18 protein-coding genes are annotated in these 21,648 nt (G+C 65.3%); 17 read left to right on the top strand and 1 reads right to left on the bottom strand.

Features of this window, described 5'->3' with window-relative positions; genetic code table 11:
- Nucleotides 1-86: 86 nt before the first annotated feature.
- The gene (gene urtA / locus AO057_RS00180) at nt 87-1,355 is read right to left on the bottom strand and encodes an urea ABC transporter substrate-binding protein (RefSeq protein WP_057673725.1); all 1,269 of its coding nucleotides are present in this window, start codon (nt 1,353-1,355) and stop codon (nt 87-89) included.
- A gap of 221 nt (nt 1,356-1,576) precedes the next feature.
- Between urtA and AO057_RS00175 the strand changes: the two genes are divergently transcribed.
- The 17 genes from AO057_RS00175 to AO057_RS00110 all read left to right on the top strand — a co-directional run bounded on the left by AO057_RS00175 (nt 1,577) and on the right by AO057_RS00110 (nt 21,634).
- On the top strand, nt 1,577-4,951 hold the full coding sequence (locus AO057_RS00175; protein ID WP_057673724.1) for a hybrid sensor histidine kinase/response regulator: 3,375 nt from the start codon (nt 1,577-1,579) through the stop codon (nt 4,949-4,951).
- Nucleotides 4,938-5,852, top strand: a complete 915-nt coding sequence (locus AO057_RS00170) for a response regulator transcription factor (protein ID WP_057673723.1) — start codon at nt 4,938-4,940, stop codon at nt 5,850-5,852. Before AO057_RS00175 ends, AO057_RS00170 begins: the two co-directional genes overlap by 14 nt.
- Nucleotides 5,853-5,928: 76 nt before the next feature.
- Nucleotides 5,929-6,420, top strand: a complete 492-nt coding sequence (locus tag AO057_RS00165; protein ID WP_057673722.1) for a helix-turn-helix transcriptional regulator — start codon at nt 5,929-5,931, stop codon at nt 6,418-6,420.
- Nucleotides 6,417-7,082 carry a nucleotidyl transferase AbiEii/AbiGii toxin family protein gene (locus AO057_RS00160; protein ID WP_057673721.1) on the top strand — a complete coding sequence of 222 codons (666 nt, stop codon included), beginning with the start codon at nt 6,417-6,419 and terminating at the stop codon, nt 7,080-7,082. Before AO057_RS00165 ends, AO057_RS00160 begins: the two co-directional genes overlap by 4 nt.
- 146 nt (nt 7,083-7,228) lie before the next feature.
- Nucleotides 7,229-7,840 carry a hypothetical protein gene (locus tag AO057_RS00155; RefSeq protein ID WP_057673720.1) on the top strand — a complete coding sequence of 204 codons (612 nt, stop codon included), beginning with the start codon at nt 7,229-7,231 and terminating at the stop codon, nt 7,838-7,840.
- Between the two features lie 118 nt (nt 7,841-7,958).
- A complete protein-coding gene (locus AO057_RS17645) occupies nt 7,959-8,474 on the top strand; it encodes a hypothetical protein (RefSeq protein ID WP_156404438.1) in 516 nt (171 codons plus the stop codon).
- 37 nt (nt 8,475-8,511) lie between these two features.
- Complete coding sequence (locus AO057_RS00150; RefSeq protein WP_057673719.1) at nt 8,512-9,171, top strand: dihydrofolate reductase family protein; 660 nt, start codon at nt 8,512-8,514, stop codon at nt 9,169-9,171.
- A 98-nt stretch (nt 9,172-9,269) separates the two neighbouring features.
- The gene (locus AO057_RS00145; protein ID WP_057673718.1) at nt 9,270-12,773 is read left to right on the top strand and encodes a hybrid sensor histidine kinase/response regulator; all 3,504 of its coding nucleotides are present in this window, start codon (nt 9,270-9,272) and stop codon (nt 12,771-12,773) included.
- On the top strand, nt 12,770-13,771 hold the full coding sequence (locus AO057_RS00140) for a response regulator (RefSeq protein ID WP_057673717.1): 1,002 nt from the start codon (nt 12,770-12,772) through the stop codon (nt 13,769-13,771). The genes AO057_RS00145 and AO057_RS00140 overlap by 4 nt, the downstream gene beginning before the upstream one ends.
- A 201-nt stretch (nt 13,772-13,972) precedes the next feature.
- Nucleotides 13,973-14,431, top strand: a complete 459-nt coding sequence (locus tag AO057_RS17640; protein WP_156404437.1) for a hypothetical protein — start codon at nt 13,973-13,975, stop codon at nt 14,429-14,431.
- An 11-nt stretch (nt 14,432-14,442) separates the two neighbouring features.
- The gene (locus tag AO057_RS00135; protein WP_057677109.1) at nt 14,443-15,003 is read left to right on the top strand and encodes a dihydrofolate reductase family protein; all 561 of its coding nucleotides are present in this window, start codon (nt 14,443-14,445) and stop codon (nt 15,001-15,003) included.
- 50 nt (nt 15,004-15,053) lie between these two features.
- The gene (locus tag AO057_RS00130) at nt 15,054-16,547 is read left to right on the top strand and encodes an AMP nucleosidase (RefSeq protein ID WP_057673716.1); all 1,494 of its coding nucleotides are present in this window, start codon (nt 15,054-15,056) and stop codon (nt 16,545-16,547) included.
- A 99-nt stretch (nt 16,548-16,646) separates the two neighbouring features.
- Entirely contained in the window at nt 16,647-17,039 is a 393-nt protein-coding gene (locus tag AO057_RS17310; RefSeq protein WP_205629984.1) for a hypothetical protein, read from the top strand.
- Nucleotides 17,040-17,198: 159 nt separating this feature from the next.
- Entirely contained in the window at nt 17,199-18,938 is a 1,740-nt protein-coding gene (atzF, locus tag AO057_RS00125) for an allophanate hydrolase (RefSeq protein ID WP_057673715.1), read from the top strand.
- A gap of 19 nt (nt 18,939-18,957) precedes the next feature.
- The gene (locus tag AO057_RS00120; RefSeq protein WP_057673714.1) at nt 18,958-19,974 is read left to right on the top strand and encodes an ABC transporter substrate-binding protein; all 1,017 of its coding nucleotides are present in this window, start codon (nt 18,958-18,960) and stop codon (nt 19,972-19,974) included.
- 5 nt (nt 19,975-19,979) lie between these two features.
- Nucleotides 19,980-20,816 carry an ABC transporter permease gene (locus AO057_RS00115; RefSeq protein WP_057673713.1) on the top strand — a complete coding sequence of 279 codons (837 nt, stop codon included), beginning with the start codon at nt 19,980-19,982 and terminating at the stop codon, nt 20,814-20,816.
- Entirely contained in the window at nt 20,813-21,634 is an 822-nt protein-coding gene (locus AO057_RS00110; protein ID WP_057673712.1) for an ABC transporter ATP-binding protein, read from the top strand. Before AO057_RS00115 ends, AO057_RS00110 begins: the two co-directional genes overlap by 4 nt.
- Nucleotides 21,635-21,648: the final 14 nt, after the last annotated feature.

The following is a 21,648-nucleotide window of genomic DNA, read 5'->3' as shown; positions in this document are numbered from 1 at the left end:
CCTGCTTGTCTGTTTGCGTATCGCGGGTGGCGGCCCCCGGCTTTCCGGTGGGCCGTCACCTTCTTTCCCTGAGCGGATCTATCGGATTACTGGTAACCCTTCGGGAACGGGTCGGGCTCGATCAGATTGGGCGACTCGGCCACCACCTTGAAGGTGGCGTCCTTGTTGCCGATGGCGATGCGCGACTTGCTCCACAGGTGGTGGTTCTGGTGCAGCTTCACGTAGCCTTCGGGCGCGGTCTTGAGCTCGATGCCGGGCGATGCGGCCACGACCTTGTCCACGTCGAAGCTGCCGGCCTTCTCCACGGCGGCCTTCCACAGCCAGGGGCCGAGGTAACCGGCCTGCGTCACGTCGCCGATCACCGCGTCCTTGCCGTACTTGGCCTTGAAGGCGGCGACGAACTTCTTGTTGTTCTCGTTGTCCAGCGACTGGAAGTACTTCATCGAGCTGTAGAAGCCGGCGAAGTTTTCGCCGCCCACACCGGTCATCTCGTCTTCCGTCACCGACAGCGTCAGCAGGAACTGCTTGTCACCGGTGATGCCGGCGGCCTTGAGCTGCTTGTAGAAGGCCACGTTGGAGCCGCCCACCACGGCGGCGAAGATGCAGTCCGGCTTGGCGACCTTGATCTTGTTGATCAGGGAGTTGAAGTTGGTGTTGCCCAGCGGGTAGTACTCCTCGCCGACCACCTTGCCCAGCTTGCCCACGGACTCGATGTGCTTGCGCGCGATCTTCATCGAGGTGCGCGGCCAGATGTAGTCCGAACCCACCAGGAAGAAGGTCTTGGCTTTCTTCTCCTTCGAGCCCCAGTCCAGGCCGTAGATGATCTGCTGCGTGGCTTCCTGGCCCGTGTAGATCACGTTCTTGCTCTGCTCCAGGCCTTCGTAGAAGGTGGGGTAGTAGAGCAGGCCGTTTTCCTTCTCGAACACCGGCAGCACGGCCTTGCGCGAGGCGCTGGTCCAGCAGCCGAAGACGGCGGCCACGTGGTCGTTGACCAGCAGCTTCTTGGATTTCTCGGCGAAAGTCGGCCAGTCGGAGGCGCCGTCTTCCTTGATCACCTTGATCTTGCGGCCCAGGATGCCGCCCATGGCGTTGATCTGGTCGATGGCCAGCTGCTCGGCCTGGATCGAGCCGGTCTCGGAGATGGCCATGGTGCCGGATGAAGAGTGCAGCTGGCCCACGATCACTTCGGTGTCGGTCACGGCCAGCTTGGTCGTGTTGACCTTGGCGGTCGGGAACTGCTGGGCCAGGGCCAGGCCGGGCACACCGGCCACGGACAGGGCGCCCATGGCCTGCAGGACCTGGCGGCGCTGCAGACCGGTGGCTAGCGGGTGGGAGGGGGCGGACGGTTTCTTCATGAGGCACTCCAGTTAGAGGAAGAGGGAACCAGGAAACACCTGCGGGAGGTGCGGGCAACACCTTGTCACCACGGCCTTGAGATTAGGGAGAGGGGCGCGTATAGCCCATACGTCAATCAACGTATCGGTGTCGTATCGCGATTCGAGAACAGTTCTTGCATGTGCACCTGTATGGGCACCTGCCTCACCAGAAAGAGGCGCCGGGGCCCGCATGCACCCTTATGACGAACGCACCGCAAAAAATCTTCCGCATCCGCCGCGACTACAACTCCTGGGTGGCCAACGAGACCCTGGAGGACTACGCGCTGCGCTACACGCCGCGCAGCGCGCGCAAGTGGAGCGAATGGCGTGTGGCCAACACCGCCTTCGGCGGCATGTCCTTCCTGGCGCTGGAAGCCATCGGCGGGGCCATCGCGCTGAACTACGGTTTCGACAACGCCTTATGGGCCATCCTGGTCATGGGGCTCATCACCTTCCTCACCGGCCTCCCCATCGCCGTCTACGCCGCGCGCTACGGCCTCGACATGGACCTGCTCACACGCGGCGCGGGTTTCGGCTACCTGGGCTCCACCGTCACCTCGCTGATCTACGCCAGCTTCACCTTCATCTTCTTCGCGCTGGAGGCGGCCATCATGGCGCTGGGCATCCAGCTCGTGCTGGACTGGCCGCTGGTCTGGTGCTACGTGCTGTCCTCCCTGGTCATCATCCCGCTGGTGCTCTACGGCATCACCTTCATCTCGCGCCTGCAGACCTGGACGCAGCCGCTGTGGGTGGTGCTGCTGCTCTGGCCTTTCTTCTGGTTCGCCGTGGCCCAGCCCGATCTCTACCGCGAATTCACCGGCCTCTCGGGCCTGAGCTCGGGCAGCAGCGAGTTCGAACCGCTGATGTTCGGCGCCGCAGCGGCCGTGGCTTTCTCGCTGGTGGTGCAGATCGGCGAACAGGTCGACTACCTGCGTTTCATGCCCGAACGCACCCGGGCCAACCGCTGGCGCTGGTGGGGCTGCGTGCTGGCCGCCGGGCCGGGCTGGATCGTGCCGGGCATGCTCAAGATGCTGGGCGGCGCCTTCCTGGCCTTCGTCGCGCTGCAGTACGGCGCGCTGCCGGGGCATGCGGCCGAACCCACCCAGATGTACCTGGTGGGTTACAGCCAGTCGCTCGACAGCCCGGTGCTGGCGCTGTGGCTCACCGTGCTCTTCGTGGTGATCTCGCAGGTCAAGATCAACGTCACCAACGCCTACGCCGGGTCGCTCGCCTGGAGCAACTTCTTCGCGCGGCTCACGCGCAGCCACCCCGGGCGGGTGGTCTGGCTGGTGTTCAACGTCATCATCGCCATGCTGCTCATGACCCTGGGCGTCTTCGGCGCGCTGGAGAAAGTGCTGGGCCTGTACGCCAACGTGGCCATCGCCTGGGTCGGCGCGCTGGTGGCCGACCTGGTCATCAGCAAGCCCCTGGGCCTGTCGCCGAAGGGCGTGGAGTTCCGCCGCGCCTACCTTTACGACCTCAACCCCGTGGGCCTGGGTGCCATGGGCCTGGCTGTGGTGCTGTCCGTCACGGCGCATGCCGGGCTGCTGGGCGAGTACGCGGCAGCCTTCTCGCCCTTCATCGCGCTGTTCACCGCCATGCTCACCGCGCCGCTGCTGGCCTGGGCCACGAAGGGGCGTTATTACCTGGCGCGCCACGACGCCTCACCCTGGAAGCCCGGCGAGGTGGTGCGCTGCAGCGTCTGCGAAAACCAGTTCGAGAGCGCCGACATGGCCAGCTGCCCGGCCTACGGCGCGCCTATTTGTTCGCTGTGCTGCTCGCTCGAATCGCGCTGCCACGACCGCTGCAAGACCCAGTCGCGCGCCGCCGACCAGGTGCGCGACATGCTCAGCGCCATCCTGCCGGCCAGCCTGAACAACCGCTTCAACTTCCGCGTGGCGCAGTACTTCACGGTCTTCCTCGGCCTGTGCGCGGTGCTGGCCTTCCTGCTGGGCGTGGTCTATGTGCAGGAAAGCCTGCACGCCCCGGCCGAGGAACTGCGCCAGCCCTTCATCAAGGCCTTCTCCCTGCTGGCCCTGCTGGCCGCCGTGTGCGCCTGGTGGGTGGTGCTGGCCAACGAGAGCCGGCGCATGGCGCACGACGAGTCCGAGCGCCAGACCCAGCTGCTGCAGAAGGAGATCGACGCCCACATGCGCACCGACGAGGCCCTGCAGGGCGCCAAGGAGGTGGCCGAATCCGCCAGCCAGGCCAAGACACGCTACGTGGCCGGCATGACGCACGAACTGCGCACCCCGCTCAACAGCATCCTGGGCTACGCGCAGATCCTGCTGCGCGGCAAGGAGCTGCAGGGCAGCCCGCGCGAGATGGTCACCACCATGCAGCAAAGCGGCCAGCACATGCACGCGCTGATCGACGGCCTGCTGGACCTGGCCCGCATCGAAGCCGGCCGCCTGCGCCTGGACCCGGCGCCCCTGCCTTTCCCCGAATTCCTCTCCGAACTCGCGCGCATGGTGCAGCCGCAGGCCGAGGGCAAGGGCCTGGCCTTCCGCCTGGAGACCCAGGGCCGCGTGCCGGCCTGGGTGCAGGCCGACGCCAAGCGCCTGCGCCAGATCCTCATCAACCTGCTGGCCAATGCCGTGCGCTTCACCGACCGCGGCGGCATCGTCTTCCGCGTGGACTGCCGGCACGAGGTGGTGCGCTTCGAGGTGGAAGACACCGGCATCGGCATCGCCCCGCAGGACCAGGAGCGCATCTTCCAGCCCTTCGAGCGCGGCAGCGCGGGCCGGCGCACCAGCGAGTCGGGCACCGGCCTGGGCCTGACCATCACGCACCTGCTCACCGAACTCATGGGCGGCGACCTCAGCCTGCGCAGCGCCGTGGGGCAGGGCAGCACCTTCAGCGTGCGCCTCTACCTGCGCGAGATCGAGGCGCCGGCCGAACGCACCGTGCGCCACCTGCGCCCCATCGTGGCTTACCTCGCGCCGCGCCGCACCCTGCTGGTGGTGGACGACCAGCCCATCCAGCGCCAGCTGCTGGCCAGCCTGCTGCTGCCCCTGGGCTTCGCCATGCGCGAGGCCGCCAGCGGCCGCGAGGCGCTGGAGATCGTGCAGCGCGAACGCCCCGACGCCGTGCTGCTCGACATCAATATGGACGACCTCAACGGCTGGCAGACCGCGCAGCTCATGCGCACCGCCGCCGGGCCCGGCCTGCCCATCATCTTCGTCTCGGCCGACCCCTTCGAGAACCGCCCCGAGCTGCTGGCCGCCGTGGGCGCCCAGGGCTTCGTGAGCAAACCCGTGATCGAGTCCGAACTGCTGGACCTGCTGGCGCGTGTGCTGCAACTGGAATGGGTGCATGAAACGCAACGCCTAGCCGCGTCCCCCACCGCGCCCGACGGCGCCACCGCGTTGCCCCTGCCCGCCGAACTGCGCCAGCGCCTCATCGCCATGGCGCGCCTGGGCAACGCCAGCGGCCTGCGCAGCCTGCTGCGCAACAGCGCCCAGGAGGCGCCGGCCATCGCCGACGTGCTGCAGGCCCTGGTGGTGCACGTGGACCGCTTCGACTTCAACGCCCTGATCGCCCGCCTGAAAGAAACCGAAGATGAATCCGCCTGAGCCCCTGCCCCCGTCCGCCGTCTCCAGCGTGGTGCTGGTGGTGGACGATGCGCCCGAGACCCTGCGCATGCTCTGCGATGCGCTGGCCATCGAGGGCTACACCGTGCTGGTGGCCCGCGACGCCATCGAGGCACTGGAGCGCTTCGAGATGGCCGTTCCGGATGCAGTCTTGCTCGACGCCATCATGCCTGGCGACAACGGCTTCACCCTCTGCCGCCGCCTCAAGGGCGAGCCTTCCTGGGCGCACGTGCCCGTGATCTTCATGACCGGCCTGGCCGAGACCGAGCAGATCGTCGAAGGCTTCGCCAGCGGCGGGGTGGACTACGTCGTCAAGCCGCTCAAGATTCCCGAGGTGCTGGCCCGCCTGGCCACGCACCTGCGCAACGCCCACGTGAGCCGCCTCGCGCGCGAGGCGGTGGATGTGGCCGGCCTGGGCGTGGTGCTGCTGGACACGCAAGGCCGTCTGGCCTGGCGCTCGCCGCAGGCCATGCGCTGGCTGCAGCAGGCCCTGGGCCCCGAGCAGGACGACGCGGCCCAGCGCCAGTGGCTGCAGCAGGTCGTGCACCAGGGCGAGACCCTGGCCCCGCTGCCCGACGGCAGCCAGCTGCAGGCGCGTTACCTGGGGCAGGGCGGCCCCGGTGAAGTCATGGTGCTGCTGCGCCGTGTGGCGCTGGCGCTCGACCCCGCGCAACGCCGCCTCTCCGTGGCCGCGCTCACCCCGCGCGAGACCGAGGTGCTCTCCTGGCTGGCCAAGGGCAAGACCAACCGCGACATCGCCGACATCCTGGGCATGAGCCCGCGCACGGTGAACAAGCACCTGGAACACATCTTCGAGAAGCTGGGCGTGGAGACGCGCACGGCGGCGGCGGCGATTGCGAGTAGCCTGCTGCAGGAGGGCTAGCTTCCTCCGCAGTCTGGAGGGACAGGATATGTCAAATATATTTGACATTTGTCATGGCCTGTCCTAGAGTGTTGCCATGTCTACCTTGGCCGAACTCAGCACCGTCGTCCGCACCCGTCGCGCCGACATGGGCCTCACGCAGGCCGCGCTGGCGCGGCTCAGCGGCCTGTCGCGCGCCACGGTCAACCAGCTGGAAGCGGCCAGCCTCCAGGATCTGAGCCTTGTGCGCGTGAGCCGTCTGCTGGGTGTGCTGGGTCTGTCCGTCACGGTGGCGCCGCAGCCGACGGTGGGCAAGACCCCGGCGCTGGAACTCGCAGCGCGCAGCGCCAGCGTGAGCTACCGCCAGCCGCTCACGGCCAGCGTGCTGCGCGCGGCCCTGCTGCAGGGCCGCGTGCCGTCCGCCTTCCAGCCGCACGTGGCCACCCTGCTGGACGAGGCCACGCCCGCCCTGCTGGCGGCCGTGGTGGAGCAACTGCATGCGCAAGAGGGTGTGCCGCGTGCCGAGGTCTGGACGCAGATGCGTGAACTGGCGCGTGGCTTCAAGAGCGCGCGGGATTTGTGGACATGAGCAAACTAGACCTGAACCGCCCCGGCGTCTGGCGTGAACTCTGGCCCCAGGCGCTCGGCCTGATGACGCATCTGGAAGGCATGGTGCATCAGCCGCTGTGGACCTTTGGCGGTGGCACCGTGCTCATGCTGCGCCACGGACACCGGCTCAGCAAGGACATCGACCTCTTCGTGCCCGACCCGCAGTACTTGGGTTATGTGAACCCCAGGCTCAGCGATGTGGCCGAGGCGGTAAGCGCGGACTACGAAGAGAACGCCGAGTTCATCAAGTTCTACCTGCCGCAGGGCGAGATCGATATCGTGGTCGGCACGGCCCTGACAGCGCAGCCCTACGAGGTGGTGAAGCACGCCGGGCGCGAGATCAAGGTGGAGCGCAGCGCGGAGATCATCGCCAAGAAGATGTGGTTTCGGGGCGACCAGGCCAAGGCGCGAGACCTGTTCGATCTGTGTGCCGTGGCCTCCCTGGAGCCGGCGGCGATTGCCGAAGGCAGTCCCTTCTTCGTGCGACATGGCGCGGCTTTCCTGCACCGTCTGCAGGAGCGGATGGCGCTGGCCCGGGCGGAATTCGAGGCCATCGATGCGCTGGACTTCCAGCAGTCGTTTGACGAATGTCTGCAACAGGCGCGAGAGATTCTGGGGTCCGTGCTCAAGCGACGTGGCTAGGTCAGCTCGGTGTGGGGGCACACAGGGGCTAGGTGAGTCGGGGGAAGGCTGATATAAATCAGGCACTTAGAACACATCACGGGAGGCGCCATGAACTTTGTGATGCCGACAGATTTGCGGCTTATATCAAGTTAGAGTTCACGAGCATGCACCGGGATCGCGTGGCGAAAACCTGGCTCTATCGGGGCCTCTGCGATCTCCTGTTCGCCTTTGACAGCGACGACGTCGCCTTCGAAGACAACGCGCGATTCAGCGAGATCATGGGCGTGGAAAAGGTCCTGAAGGCTGTTCTCCTTTACCACCGTCATTCCGAGTATGAACACCTCCCGCTGCCCGCGGCTCGATCGGCTGTGAATCGGCTTGCAATGGGCTATGGCCACAAGTTCGAGTCAATGCTGGAAGAGCTGAGTGCGCTCGGGCTTTCTGACATCGAAAGAATCAGGCGTGACGGCTACGACGGCTACCTTGGACATTCGCTCGTCGAGGCTCTGAACAAGGGGTACATGGAGACCCGCTATCCCATCCCGGTTCCTGTTTCAGCTTCTTTCCCAATCGGATCGATGGGGTTTACACATGACCCGTTGTCGTCTTCGGGCATGACGAAATTCGTTTACGCACTCGCCAATACGTGTGTCTTCTCTTTAGCGCAGTCGGTCGATCTTTCCGACGTGCGCGCACAGTTCCAGGAACAGTTTGCACACCTGGAGTCGCTGCCCCGATTCAACAACCAGTTCTGGGAGGCAAGATGTCGAGCGTGAGCTCTAATAGGTCGTTCGACGTGCACACGCAGCGGCATTGCGCCGCGAGCCGTGCGCGGAAGCATACGTCTCGCGGCGCAATGCCATTGCGTGCCGGTCAACTCCGACGTTAATCATCATGCGCAAACTCCTTTTTTTTGCGGGACTACTGGCGTTGGCGCCCTCGCTGCTTGCGAAGACACCACCCATTCCGGAAGGGTGGCGTATGCCACGGCCTTCCGAATTGACGATGTATCAAGAATTTCGGAATCGGTCGCCAGTCCAATACTTAGGTGTGAGTGGTGACTTCAATGGCGATGGCTTTCCGGATGTCGCAAGGCTGCTGGTGAGTAAGGATGAAAAACGTTTAGGGCTGGTCGTTACCTTTGGACGCTCTGATGGCGTCCCTAGACATCTGGTCTTGGATCGATGGGAAGTTCAAAGCCTGACTTCCATAGGCATCGATGAGCAGCCAAAGGGCGTTTTTAATATTGTGTGCCGAGAACGGGACATGGGGTACGACTGGTGCCGGCCTGGTGAGGCAACAGTCTTTCGAATCGAAAACGACTCTATCGTGGGGTTTTTTGATGAGAAGTCGAGTTTTGTCTATCTCTGGCGCGGCACCAATTTCCACAAGGTGTGGACATCTGATTGATGCTTAACTTCAGTCAAGCGCTAAACGGAGGCAAACGATGACACGAGTTCGCGTTGAAGGCTTCACCATCTCGCTCGACGGCTACGGAGCGGGTCCGGATCAAGACCTAAATAACCCGCTCGGCATCGGCGGGACGGATCTGCACCAGTGGCTGTTCCCAACACGCACCTTGCAACGGGCCTTGTTCGGCAAAGACGGTGCGACCGGGGTTGACGATGATTTCGCCGCCCGTGGCTTTCAGAATGTTGGCGCCTGGATACTCGGAAGAAACATGTTCGGACCGGTACGCGGTCCCTGGCCCGACATGAGCTGGAAGGGCTGGTGGGGCGACAGCCCGCCCTATCACGTTCCCACGTTCATCCTGACGCATCACGCACGCGAGTCCATCGAGATGGAAGGTGGCACGACCTTCCACTTCGTCACGGGCGGCATACACGAGGCGCTGGACCGGGCGCGCGAGGCCGCCAGGGGCAAGGACGTGCGCATAGGCGGCGGAGCCAACACCATCCAGCAATATCTTCGTGCGGGCCTCATCGATGAGCTGCACATCGCCATCTCGCCGGTCCTGCTGGGCCGGGGAGAGCGACTGTTTGAGGGGGTGGATATGCGCGCTCAGGGATACGAATGCGTGCAGTTCGTCGCGTCGGAGAAAGCCACGCATGTGGTCCTGCGGCGCCAGGGGCATACGGACGCCTGACAAATGCTTGCAGCGGACGGTGCCGCCGCTGAACCGGAACATTGGCGCCATCCCGCCCCACCCCGGGGCATGGCACGGAATCTGCACTCTCCCGGGGCATGAACGCCCCGGAATCCCCATCCGCTGACCTTGCTGCGCCGCCGCATACCACGGCCGCCGTGCAGTCCATCGTCAAGATCCGGCGCGACTACAACAGCTGGGTGGCGCGCGAGACCATGGAGGACTACGCGCTGCGTTACACGCCGCAGCGTTTCCGCAAGTGGAGCGAATGGCGGGTGGCCAACACGGCCTTCGGCGCGGCCTCCTTCCTGATCCTGGAGGCGGTGGGCGCCACGCTGCTGGTGCAGTACGGCTGGGCCAATGCCTTCTGGGCCATCCTGGCCACGGGGCTCATCATCTTCCTGGCGGGCTGGCCCATCAGCGTCTATGCCGCGCGTTACGGGGTGGACATGGACTTGCTCACGCGCGGCGCGGGTTTCGGCTACATCGGCTCCACCATCACCTCGCTGATCTATGCCAGCTTCACCTTCATCTTCTTCGCGCTGGAGGCGGCCGTCATGGCCTATGCGCTGGAGCTGGCGCTGGACATTCCGCCGCGCTGGGGTTACCTCATCTGTGCGCTGGTCGTCATCCCCCTGGTCACGCACGGGGTCTCGGCCATCAGCCGGCTGCAGGTCTGGACCCAGCCGCTGTGGCTGCTCATGCTGGTCGTGCCCTTTGCCTTTGTGCTGGCCCTGGACCCGGATGCGTTTTCGGGCGTGGTGCACTACAAGGGGGAGAAAGGGGCGTCTTCCGACTTCGCCTTGCCCCTCTTTGGTGCTGCCCTCACGGTGGGCATTGCCCTCATCACGCAGATGGGCGAGCAGGCCGACTACCTGCGTTTCATGCCGGCCCGCACGGAAGCCAACCGCAAGCGCTGGTGGTTCGGCGTCATGGCAGGCGGGCCGGGCTGGGTGCTGCTGGGCGTGGTCAAGATGCTGGGCGGGGCGCTGCTGGCCTACCTGGCCATCACGCACGCCGTTCCCGTCGAGCGCGCGGTGGACCCGAACCAGATGTACCTGGCCGCTTATGAATACGTCTTCCCCAACTACGGCTGGGCCGTGGCGGCGACGGCCCTGTTCGTGGTGATCTCGCAGCTCAAGATCAACGTCACCAACGCCTATGCGGGGTCCCTCGCCTGGAGCAACTTCTTCTCGCGCCTCACGCACAGCCACCCGGGGCGCGTGGTGTGGGTGGTGTTCAACACGCTGATCGCCTTCATGCTGATGGAGATGAACGTCTTCCAGGCCCTGGGCGACGTGCTGGGCCTGTACAGCAACATCGCCATCGCCTGGATGATGGCCGTGGTGGCCGACCTGGTGGTCAACAAACCCCTGGGCCTGTCGCCCAAGGGCATCGAGTTCAAGCGCGCGCATCTCTACGACATCAACCCCGTGGGCGTGGGCGCCATGGTGCTGGCCTCCATTCTCTCGGTCACGGCGCACCTGGGTCTCTTCGGCCCGCTGGCCCAGGCCTTTTCGGCCGTGATCGCGCTGGGCACGGCCTTCATCGCCGCGCCGCTGATCGCCTGGGCCACACGCGGGCGTTATTACATCGCGCGGCAGAGCGAGCTGGCTCCCGAGGCCCAGGCCAACGCAGGCCCCTACGCCCGCTACGGCGTGCGCCGTTGCGTGATCTGCGAGGGCGAATACGAAGGCCCGGACATGGCCCACTGCCCCGCCTACCAGGGGCCCATCTGCTCGCTCTGCTGCACGCTGGACGCGCGCTGCGGCGATCTGTGCAAACCCCAGGCCAGCCTCTCGGCCCAGTGGATAGGCATGTTGCAGCGCCTGCTGCCGCGCAGCCTCTGGCCCTATCTGGATTCGGGCCTGGCGCATTTCCTGCTGCTCATGCTGGTCACCGTGCCGCTGCTGGCGGGGGTCTTCGGCCTGTTCTATCAGCAGGAGCTGCAGGCCCTGATGCACGTCTATGCCGACAGCGAACTGCCCGCTTTCATGCAGGCTGCATTGCGCGGTGGTTTCCTCAAGACCTATATGGCCCTGCTGCTCATCGCGGGCATGGCGGCCTGGTGGGTGGTGCTGGCGCACAAGAGCCGCCAGGTGGCGCAAGAGGAATCCAACCGCCAGACCGCCCTGCTGATGCGAGAGATTGAGTTGCACCAGCAGACCGACGCCGCCCTGCAGGACGCGCGCCGCACGGCCGAACGCGCCCAGCATCAGGCCGAGCAGGCCAACCAGGCCAAGAGCCGCTACATCAGCGCCATCAGCCACGAGCTGCGCACGCCGCTCAACAGCATCCTGGGTTATGCGCAACTGATGGGCGAAGACCCGCAGGTGCCCAAGCACCGCAAGCACGCGGTGCAGGTGATCCGCCGCGGGGGTGAACATCTGCTCTCGCTGATCGAAGGCACGCTGGACCTGGCGCGCATCGAATCGGGCAAGCTCACGCTGGACGTCAAACCCATGGCCTTCGCCGACACCGTGCACGAGCTGGCCGCCATGTTCGAGCTGCAGGCCGCGGCCAAGGGCCTGGCCTTCCGTTTTGCGCCCCTGTCCGTGCTGCCCGAGCGTGTGCGTGCCGACGAGAAACGCGTGCGCCAGATCCTCATCAACCTGCTGGGCAACGCCATCAAGTTCACGGCCCAGGGCGAGGTGACCTTCCAGCTGCGTTACGCGCGAGAGATGGCCCACATCGACATCCGCGACACCGGCCCCGGCATGACCCTGCAGGACGTGGACCGCCTCTTCGAACCCTTCACGCGCACCGCCTCCGCCCAGGGCACACCCGGCGCCGGCCTGGGCCTGACCATTGCCAAGATGCTCACCGACCTCATGGGTGGCGAGCTCACCGTGCAGAGCACACCGGGCCTGGGCTCGGTTTTCCACGTCAAGCTCTTCCTGCCCGAGGTGCATGCCGCGCTGCCTTCCGCCAAACCCGTAGCGGCCAAACCGCCGCGCCGCGGTTACGCCGGCGCACGCCGCCACGTGCTGGTGGTGGACAACGAAGAACCCGACCGCGAGATGCTCACCCAGCTGCTGGTGCCCCTGGGTTTCGTGCTGCGCACCGCCGCGAGCGGGCACGACGCGCTGGACCTGCTGGCCGCGGGTTACCGCCCCGACGCCGTTTTCATGGACCTGGCCATGCCCGGCATCGACGGCTGGGAAACCATACGCCGCCTGCGCCGTCTGAACGGCGGGGCCAGGCTGCCCGTGGCCGTGGTCTCGGCCAACGCCTTCGACAAGGGCCTGGACAACGACGTGGGCATCACCCCGGCGGACTTCATCACCAAACCGATCCGCCATAGCGAGCTGCTCGACTGGCTGGAACAGCGCCTGCAGCTGCAGTGGACCGAGCGTGTGCTGCCCCCCGAAGCGCCGCCCGCACCGCCCGGGCCCCTGCTGCCCCCGCGCGCCGAGTTCCTGGCCGAGCTGCGCGAGCACACCAGCCTGGGCTATTACCGCGGCATCGTGCGTCTGCTCGACGAGATCGAGGCCGAAAGCCCAGCGCACCACAGCTGGGTGGAGCAGGTGCGCGGCTTGGCGCGGGCCTACCGTTTCGACGCCATACTTGCCTTGCTGGACACCAGCCCGGAAAAGACATGAACGACACCCTGGACCAGGCCCTGAACCGCGCGCAGAGCGACGTGGTGCTCATCGTCGACGACGTGCCCGACAACCTCTCCCTGCTGCACGACGCGCTGGACGAATCAGGTTGCACCGTGCTGGTGGCGCTGGACGGCGCCTCGGCCCTGCAGCGCGCCGCGCAGGCCCGCCCCGACATCGTGCTGCTCGACGCCATGATGCCCGGCATGGACGGCTTCGAGGTCGCGCGCCGCCTCAAGGCCAATGCTGCCACCGCCCACATCCCCATCATCTTCATGACGGGCCTGACCGAGACCGAGCACCTGGTGGCCGCGCTGGAAGCCGGCGGCACCGACTACGTGACCAAACCGATAAGGCCGAAGGAAGTGCTCGCCCGCATGCAGGTGCACCTGCAGGGCGCACGCGAGCGGCGCCAGGCCCGCAACGCGCTCGACGCCTTCGGTTACGCCAGCATCACCGTGCGCCTGGGTGACGGTCGCCTCATGTGGCAGACCCCGCTGGCGCGTGAGCTGCTGCAGCGTTATTACGGCGCCAGCGGCCCCAACGTGCCCGAGCCCGTGCTGTCCTGGCTGCACCGCGGCGTGGCGCATCTGGCCGAAGTGCTGGCGCGCGGCGAAACCCTGGCCGAGCCGCCGCGCCTCTCGGTAGAGCAGGGCGCCAAACGCCTGACCTTCCGCCTGCACCAGCGCAACGACGACGCCAGCGCGCCCGAAGCCGGCGGCGACTGGCTGCTCATCATGCAGGAGGCCTCGGACGAAACCGTCATCGAAGCCATCTCCCTGAGCTTCCGCCTCACCGCCAAGGAGGCCGAGGTGCTCTACTGGGTGATCAAGGGCAAGATCAACCGCGACATCGGCGACATCCTGGGCAGCAGCCCCATGACGGTCAAGAAACACCTGGAGCGCGTTTACGCCAAGCTGGGTGTGGAGACACGCACGGCTGCTGCGGCGCTGGCCCTGGGGCGGATACGGCAGTTGCATCCGCAGTTTGAGGGTTAGGTCTGTGGTGGGATGACCCTTTTGGGGGATAGGCCCAGGATGAGTGGCTTCCTAGAATCTTTCACAATCTTTGCCGGGCTGTTGCTTGCTTTGATTTTGTTCAACAGGCCTGGTTGGGTAAAGGGTGCCCAATAAAGTCGAGAGCTTGGGAGCCTAAACGGGCCGATTCTGCGGTCCACTTTACGTTAAAGGGTGAGAAATATGACGATCGCGTTCTGGGGCTTCACATTTTTGCTGGTTGCTTTTTTTCCAATAGGCGGTGAGATCGTGCTCACTTTATTTCGTGGCTTCTTGGGCGCGATGCTGAAGGAGTCTCCCCCGATCTTGCCCAACCTTGTTGCGCTGGTCCTGACATACCTGCCAGCAGCTGTCGTGACTGCGTGGTTTTTCCGTGCGTCAAATCTTCCCGAACGCGTTCCTTCGCCAATTCCTGGGAGAGGGGCCTTTCTGGTGGGCATTGTCCTGACCTGCCTCCATGTAGTTGCTCGTCTTCTCGCATCAACTGTTGAAGGTGGTGGAGGCAGCTTTGTCGTAATGCAATTTGCCCCATTCATTCTTTGGCCTGCGCAAGTTTTGCTTGCAATTGGAGCCGTCAAGCTGCTGCTTGCGGCGACCCCTGCTGGCAAGTCATTCCAGCAGACCAGAGCTAGCGGCCGTTGAACTTCTTTTCCATGACAACCCAGTACTACACCGCCACCAGCCTGGACGGCTTCATCGCTACCGAAGACAACTCCCTGGAGTGGCTGTTCCCCCTGGGCAATGTGAACGACACGAGCTACCCGACCTTCATCGCCGAAGTCGGCGCCCTGGCCATGGGCTCGTCCACCTACGAGTGGATGTTGTCCCATGCGCAGACCGTGACGGCTGAGACCGGATCGCCCTGGCCCTATGCGCAGCCCACGTGGATCTTCTCCAGCCGCAAGCTGCCGGCCATCCCCGGCGCCAACCTGCATTTCGTGCAGGGTGATGTGCGCCCCGTGCATGCGGCCATGCTCAAGGCCGCGGGCGGCAAGAACCTCTGGGTGGTGGGCGGAGGCGATCTGGCGGGGCAGTTTTTTGATGCTGGCCTGCTGGACGAGATGATCGTGCAGGTGGCTTCGGTCACGCTGGGCCAAGGCAAGCCCCTGTTCCCGCGCCGGCTCACCAGCCCGCCGCTGAAGCTGGCGTCCGTGCGCCAGGTCGGCACCGGTTTTGCCGAGCTGCGTTACACGGTGCCCAAGCCCGCGGCCTGAACTGGCCGTGCGGTACCAAGTGTCATGCGACCGAGGCACAATGTTTCCGTATGCACCACCTACCGCCCCTCATTGCCCCGCAAGAGTTCACCGATGCCGCCGCCGCCCTGGCCCATGTGCGCCGCATCTATGACAGCAGCATCACCCACCTGCGCGCGGGCATGCAGCGTTTTGTGGCCGGGGACGACAGCGCCGGCCCGGTGCGCGCCTTCTACCCCCTGGTGCGCATCCGGACCGAGACCGTGCTGCGCCAGCCGGCCGGTGCGAAGGAGCGCCTGAGCTACGGCTTCGTGGCGGGGCCCGGTGTGTTCGAGACCACGCTCACGCGGCCCGACCTGTTCAACAACTATTACCTGGAACAGTTCCGCCTGCTGCTGCTCAACCACGGCGTGACGCTGGAAGTGACCACCAGCAAGCAGCCCATCCCCGTGCATTTCTCCTTCGCCGAGAACGAGCACATCGAGGGCGAACTCAGCGCCGGGCGCCGGCAGATGATGCGCGACTGGTTCGACCTGCCCGACCTGGGCGCCATGGACGACGGCATCGCCAACGGCACCTACGAGCCGCAGCCCGGCCGGCCCTTCCCGCTGTCGCTTTTCACCGCGCAGCGCATGGACTATTCGCTGCACCGCCTGCGCCACTACACGGGCACGGTGCCCGAGCACTTCCAGAACTTCGTGCTCTTCACCAACTACCAGTTTTATATCGACGAGTTCATCCGCCTGGGCCATGAACTCATGCAGGACACAAAGAGCGAGTACAGCGCCTTCATCGAACCCGGCAATGTGGTGACACGCCGTGCGGGTGAAACCGCGCAGCCGGGGGATGCGAACGGCAAGGCGCCGCCGCGCCTGCCGCAGATGCCGGCCTACCACCTGGTGCGCCCCGACGGCAACGGCATCACCATGGTCAACATCGGCGTGGGCCCGGCCAATGCCAAGAACATCACCGACCACATCGCCGTGCTGCGCCCGCACGCCTGGCTGATGCTGGGCCACTGCGCTGGCCTGCGCAACGGCCAGCAGCTGGGCGACTACGTGCTGGCCCACGCCTATGTGCGCGAAGACCATGTGCTGGACGAAGAGCTGCCGCTGTGGGTGCCCATTCCCGCGCTGGCCGAGGTGCAGGTCGCGCTGGAGCAGGCCGTGGCCGAGGTGACCGGCCTGCACGGCGCGGAACTCAAGCAGATCATGCGCACCGGCACGGTGGCCACCACCGACAACCGCAACTGGGAGCTGCTGCCCGACAACCAGCCCCAGCGCCGCTTCAGCCAGAGCCGTGCCGTGGCCCTGGACATGGAGAGTGCGACGATTGCCGCCAACGGCTTCCGCTTCCGCGTGCCCTACGGCACCCTGCTGTGCGTGAGCGACAAGCCCCTGCACGGCGAGATCAAGCTGCCCGGCATGGCCAACCACTTCTACCGCGAGCGCGTGGACCAGCACCTGCGCATCGGCATCCGCGCGCTGGAGCTGCTAAGACTGGCCGGCATGAACCAGCTGCACAGCCGCAAGCTGCGGAGTTTCGCGGAAGTGGCGTTCCAGTAAGAGGTTTGAGACAAACGAAGGCGTGAACCTTACAAGAGACCACTTGATGTTTGTTTCAAGCTAGCAGACATTGGTAATTTATTTTTCCAGGAGGAGAACATGATGCAATGCCGTTCAAGTTTGTTCCTATCTGCTCTGGTTCTTCTCATATTGGGAGGTTGTGCCTCTGGATCCGCCATCGTGACAGGGACGACAAGAACCCCGCTTGTCCCGGAGCAAGTCACTGTCTATCTTGAACCGCCCGCTGATTTTGAAGTGATTGGGCTGGTTAACGCATCGAGCGATGCGGGTTGGACGGAGCAAGGTTCCATGGACTATGCGATTGGCGAACTAAAACAGCAGGCAGCCAAACTCGGAGCAAACGGCGTGCTTTTGGTTTCTGCTGGTGAAAGAACTACAACTGCAGTTGGTGGTTACGGAACCAAATACTTCTACGCTGTTCCTGTCACAGCCAAGACGGTTCAAGGCAAGGCGATCTTCGTCAAGCGTTAAGCCTCACACAGGCTCAGTCCGAGCGGTGCGGAGCCTCCATGGCGCGGCCCGCCGCATCCATCTTGCTCGTTTTTCCATACAAGACGAACGGCAAAACCATCTGTGTTCATTGGCATACATGTTGCATGTCTACATGTATACAAGATCGAATGCAGCAAGATGGTGCAACCCACAAACCCAGTACACGGTGCCGAACGTCAGGCCCAGCCCGCTGCTGCGGCACAAGCCTGGATCTCCCGTTTTGAGACGGCGTTGCCGGGTGGGGCCGGGCCGCTGAGTGGTCTGCGTTTTGCGGTCAAGGACAACATCGACGCGGCCGGCCTGCGCACCACGGCCGCCTGCGAGGCCTTTGCTTTCCAGCCCGCCGCGCATTCCGTCGTGGTGCACAAGCTGCTCGCCGCCGGTGCATCGCTGCTGGGCAAGACCAACCTGGACCAGTTCGCCTGCGGCCTGAACGGCACGCGTTCGCCCTGGGGGCCGGTGCCCAATGCCTTCGATCCTCTCTATGTATCCGGCGGCTCCAGTTCCGGCTCGGCCTACGTGGTGGCCACCGGGCAGGCCGACTTCTCGCTGGGCACGGACACCGCCGGCTCGGGCCGGGTGCCCGCGGGCCTGAACAACATCGTCGGCCTCAAGCCTTCCAAGGGGCTCATCAGCACACGTGGTGTGCTGCCCGCCGCGCAGAGTGTGGACTGTATCTCCATCTTCGCGCGCAGCGTGGGCCTGGCGGCGCAGGTGCTGGAGGCTGCACGCGGTTACGACCCCTTGGACCCGTACTCGCGTGAGCTCGACATGGCCACGCAGCCTTTCCCCGCGGCCTTCCGTTTTGGTGTGCCGGACCAGCTGGAGTTTTACGGTGACGCGCTGGCCGAGGCAGCCTTCAAGGAGGCGAGGGCGCAACTGCGCGCGCTGGGTGGCGTGGAGGTGCGTATCGACTTCTCGCCGTTTTCACAGTCCGCCACGCTGCTGTACGAGAGCGCGCTGGTGGCCGAGCGTTACGCCGCTATCCGCCCCTTCTTCGACGCGCACGAAGACGAGGTCATGGAGCCGGTGCGCAGCATCATCGGCAAGGGCAAGGCCTACAGCGCGGCCGACCTGTATGAAGCACAGACGCAGCTGCGCGTCCTGGGCCAGCGTGCTGCCGAGGTCTGGAAGGGCATGGACCTGATGTGCGTGCCCACCGCGCCCACGCACTACACCATCGCGCAGATGCAGGCCGACCCGGTGGTGCTCAACCGCAACCTGGGCGCCTATACCAACTTCGTCAACCTGCTGGACTACGCGGCGCTGTCGGTGCCCAGCTGCATTCGCAAGGACGGCCTGCCCTTCGGCATCACGCTGATCGGCCCCTGCGCCAGCGACTGGCAGCTGGCCGAGCTGGGCCAGCGTTTTCATCATGCCACCGGTCTGACGCAGGGCGCCATCGGCGAGCGATTGCCCGCACCCGCCGCCATCCCCGGCATCCGCCCCCGCGCCACGGTGAAAGTGGCCGTGGTGGGCGCGCACCTCTCGGGCATGCCGCTCAACAGCCAGCTCACCGAGCGCGGTGCATGCCTGCTCGCGGCCACCGAGACCGCGCCCGACTACCGCTTCTATGCCCTGGCCGGCACCGTGCCACCCAAACCCGGCCTGCTGCGGGTGGCGCCGGGGCAGGGCGCGCGCATCAAGCTTGAGCTCTGGGAGATGCCCGTCGAGCACTACGGTTCCTTCGTCGCCCTGGTGCCCGCGCCGCTGGGCATCGGCACCTTGCAGCTGGCCGACGGCAGCAGCGTGCAGGGTTTCCTGTGCGAGGCGCAGGCCCTGACCGGCGCTTTGGACATCACCCATTTCGGCGGCTGGCGCGCCTACCTGGCTTCGCTCCAGGTGGCGCAGGCTCCTCATACCCATCCCTTCCCTTAACCCCTAGCAGGAGCGCTCCATGAAAGACCAGACCCTCACTTCCCTGTCCGCCACCACCACGCGCCGCAAGCTCATGCAGGCGGGCGGCGCCGGCCTCGCGCTGGCCGCGCTGGGCGCACCGGCCCTGGTGCGCGCGCAGAGCGGCCCCAAGATCCGCATCGGTTACTGGCCCATCGCGGCCGGCCTGCCGTTCTACGCGGCGATCGAAAAGGGCTACTTCAAGGAAGCTGGCCTGGACGTGGAGGCCCTGCGTTTCGCCGGAGCCCAGCAGGTGATGGAAGCGGTGCTGTCCGACCGCGCCGACGGCACATCCAACGGCACGGGTTCGGCCAACATCGCCATCGGTGAACTGGCCGCGCCGGGCACCTTCAAGATTTTCTGCTCCAACCCCAGCAACGTGAAAAACGTGCTGGACGAAATCATCGTGCCGGCCGCCAGCCCGGCCAAGACCCTGGCCGACCTCAAGGGCAAGCGCATCGGCTCCGGCCCCGGCATCCAGAACGTGACCCTGGCCAAGACCGTGCTGGAGCGCGGCGGTGCCACCGGCGCCACCGTGGTGGAGCTGCCCATCGGCCAGCACGTGGCCGCACTCGCTGCCGGCCAGCTCGACGGCTGCTACACCCTGGAGCCCACGGGCACCATCGGCCGCCTGAACGGCACCACGCGTGTGCTCGAAGCCGGCGTGATCTCGAAATACGTGCTGGGCGACGCCATGGCGCCCTGGTTCGGCGGCTCGGCCTCGCTGTCGTCGGCCTTCATCAAGAAGCACCCCGAAGAGGCGAAGAAGTTCATCGCCGCCTACGGCAAGGGCGTGGCCTATGTGCGCGCGCAGAACGTGGAAGCGCGCCAGTACCTCAAGGGCTACACCGCCATCGAAGGCGCGTTGACGGCAGAAGTGCCGCTGGCGGCCTACATGATGTACAACGAGTTCAAGCCGGCTGACGTGGCCCACTTCCAGAAGTTCTTCGATCTGTTCGCCGAGAAGGGCATCTTCTCCTCGCGCCTCATGGTCGACAGCATGCTTTACAAGGGGTGAGCACGATGGCGGACTCCAGCTCAGCCAGCGCGCCCGCAACGGCCGCCCCATGGACGGCGGCCGCGCCCGCGGCCACAGCCCCTCGCAAGATCGCCTGGGGCAAGGCCCTGCCTTTCATCGGGCCGGTGCTGCTTTTCATCGTCTGGGACCTCACGGTGCGCTTCGGCGCCATCAAGGCCATCCTGCTGCCGCCCCCGGCCGAGACCGTGACCACGCTGATCAACGGCCTGGCCGGTGGCCCGCTGCTCAAGGACTTTGCCGTCACGCTGTGGCGCACCGCGCAGGCCTTCCTGATCGCGGCTGTGGTGGGGGTGCCCCTGGGCGTGGTGCTGGGCAGCGCCGAGAAGGCCTACCGCAGCGTGGAGTTCCTGATCGACTTCTTCCGCTCCACGCCGTCGTCGGCGCTGATCCCGCTGTTCCTGATGATCTTCGGCGTATCGGACATCAACAAGGTGGCCATCGCCGCCTTCGGTGCACTGCTGATCGTGGTCTTCAACAGCGCCTATGGTGTGATCAACGCGCGCAAGCAGCGGGTGATGGCAGCCAAGGTCATGGGGGCTTCGCGCTGGCAGATCTTCAAGGACGTGCTGGTGTGGGAGAGCCTGCAGCCCAGCTTCGTGGGCCTGCGCTCGGCGGTCTCCATGGCCCTGGTGATCGTGATCGTGGCCGAGATGTTCATCGGCTCCGACAGTGGCCTGGGCAACCGCATCATCAACTCGCAGCAGGTCATGAATGTGCGTGACATGTACGCGTCCATCCTGGCCGCGGGTGTGCTGGGTTACGCGCTGAATATTTTGTTTCTCGTCGCTGAACGAAGAATCGTGCACTGGAGTGGCAGATGAGCACAGTCCTGAATGCCCCCGTGGTGGCCGACGTGCCGGTGCCGCCCTTCAAGCCCGGCCCGGCCGGCACCCACATCACCATCCGCGGCCTGACCAAGTATTTCGCGGGCTGGCCGCTGTACGAGAACTTCGACCTCGACATCCCCAAGGGCAAGATCGTTTCGGTCTTCGGGCCCAACGGCTGCGGCAAGTCCACGCTGATCAACATGATCGCCGGGCTCATCCCCATCGACAGCGGCGAGATCCTGTTCGACGGCAAATCGCTCAAGGACACCAAGATCGGCTACGTCTTCCAGAACTACCGCGAGGCGATGTTCCCCTGGATGCGCACCATCGACAACATCGCCTACCCGCTCAAGCTCGAAGGCAAGAGCAAGGCCGAGGTGGACCGGCGCATGGCCGAGCTGGTGGCCAGCTTCGACGTCAAGTTCGACCTGAACCGCTACCCCTACGAACTCTCGGGCGGCCAGCAGCAGACGGCTTCCATCATGCGGGCCCTGGCGCCCAAGCCCGAGGTGCTGTTCCTGGACGAACCCTTCTCGGCGCTGGACTTCGAGATGACGCTCTTCATCCGCGAGAAGCTGCAGGAAGTTTTCATGCAGACCGGCACCACCATGCTGCTGGTCTCGCACGATCTGGAAGAAGCGGTCTACCTGGCCGATCAGGTGCTGCTGCTGACCAAGCGGCCCACCAAGGTGGCCGAGATCCTGCCCTACAACGATGCGCGCCCGCGCACGGTGGAGACGCTCTCCGAGCCCAGTTTCATCCGCACCAAGAAGCTGAGCCTGGAAATCTTCCAGCGCGAGGTGAGGCGCTGATGTTCACCGCCCGT

It is taken from the genome of Curvibacter sp. PAE-UM (assembly GCF_001432305.1).
Lineage (GTDB): Bacteria > Pseudomonadota > Gammaproteobacteria > Burkholderiales > Burkholderiaceae_C > Hylemonella.
Note: the sequence above shows the minus strand (reverse complement) of the source record. Positions and strands in the feature narration are given on the sequence as shown.

Excerpts from the sequence above, each read along its gene's own strand:
- AO057_RS00110 (WP_057673712.1), top strand. The coding sequence starts at position 20,813 with ATGAGCACAGTCCTGAATGCCCCCGTGGTGGCCGACGTGCCGGTGCCG.
- AO057_RS00165 (WP_057673722.1), top strand. The coding sequence starts at position 5,929 with ATGTCTACCTTGGCCGAACTCAGCACCGTCGTCCGCACCCGTCGCGCC.
- AO057_RS17645 (WP_156404438.1), top strand. The coding sequence starts at position 7,959 with ATGCGCAAACTCCTTTTTTTTGCGGGACTACTGGCGTTGGCGCCCTCG.
- AO057_RS00170 (WP_057673723.1), top strand. The coding sequence starts at position 4,938 with ATGAATCCGCCTGAGCCCCTGCCCCCGTCCGCCGTCTCCAGCGTGGTG.
- AO057_RS00145 (WP_057673718.1), top strand. The coding sequence starts at position 9,270 with ATGAACGCCCCGGAATCCCCATCCGCTGACCTTGCTGCGCCGCCGCAT.
- AO057_RS17640 (WP_156404437.1), top strand. The coding sequence starts at position 13,973 with ATGACGATCGCGTTCTGGGGCTTCACATTTTTGCTGGTTGCTTTTTTT.
- AO057_RS00150 (WP_057673719.1), top strand. The coding sequence starts at position 8,512 with ATGACACGAGTTCGCGTTGAAGGCTTCACCATCTCGCTCGACGGCTAC.
- urtA (WP_057673725.1), bottom strand. The coding sequence starts at position 1,355 with ATGAAGAAACCGTCCGCCCCCTCCCACCCGCTAGCCACCGGTCTGCAG.
- AO057_RS17310 (WP_205629984.1), top strand. The coding sequence starts at position 16,647 with ATGATGCAATGCCGTTCAAGTTTGTTCCTATCTGCTCTGGTTCTTCTC.
- AO057_RS00140 (WP_057673717.1), top strand. The coding sequence starts at position 12,770 with ATGAACGACACCCTGGACCAGGCCCTGAACCGCGCGCAGAGCGACGTG.
- AO057_RS00160 (WP_057673721.1), top strand. The coding sequence starts at position 6,417 with ATGAGCAAACTAGACCTGAACCGCCCCGGCGTCTGGCGTGAACTCTGG.
- AO057_RS00135 (WP_057677109.1), top strand. The coding sequence starts at position 14,443 with ATGACAACCCAGTACTACACCGCCACCAGCCTGGACGGCTTCATCGCT.
- AO057_RS00175 (WP_057673724.1), top strand. The coding sequence starts at position 1,577 with ATGACGAACGCACCGCAAAAAATCTTCCGCATCCGCCGCGACTACAAC.
- AO057_RS00130 (WP_057673716.1), top strand. The coding sequence starts at position 15,054 with ATGCACCACCTACCGCCCCTCATTGCCCCGCAAGAGTTCACCGATGCC.
- atzF (WP_057673715.1), top strand. The coding sequence starts at position 17,199 with ATGGTGCAACCCACAAACCCAGTACACGGTGCCGAACGTCAGGCCCAG.
- AO057_RS00120 (WP_057673714.1), top strand. The coding sequence starts at position 18,958 with ATGAAAGACCAGACCCTCACTTCCCTGTCCGCCACCACCACGCGCCGC.
- AO057_RS00155 (WP_057673720.1), top strand. The coding sequence starts at position 7,229 with ATGCACCGGGATCGCGTGGCGAAAACCTGGCTCTATCGGGGCCTCTGC.
- AO057_RS00115 (WP_057673713.1), top strand. The coding sequence starts at position 19,980 with ATGGCGGACTCCAGCTCAGCCAGCGCGCCCGCAACGGCCGCCCCATGG.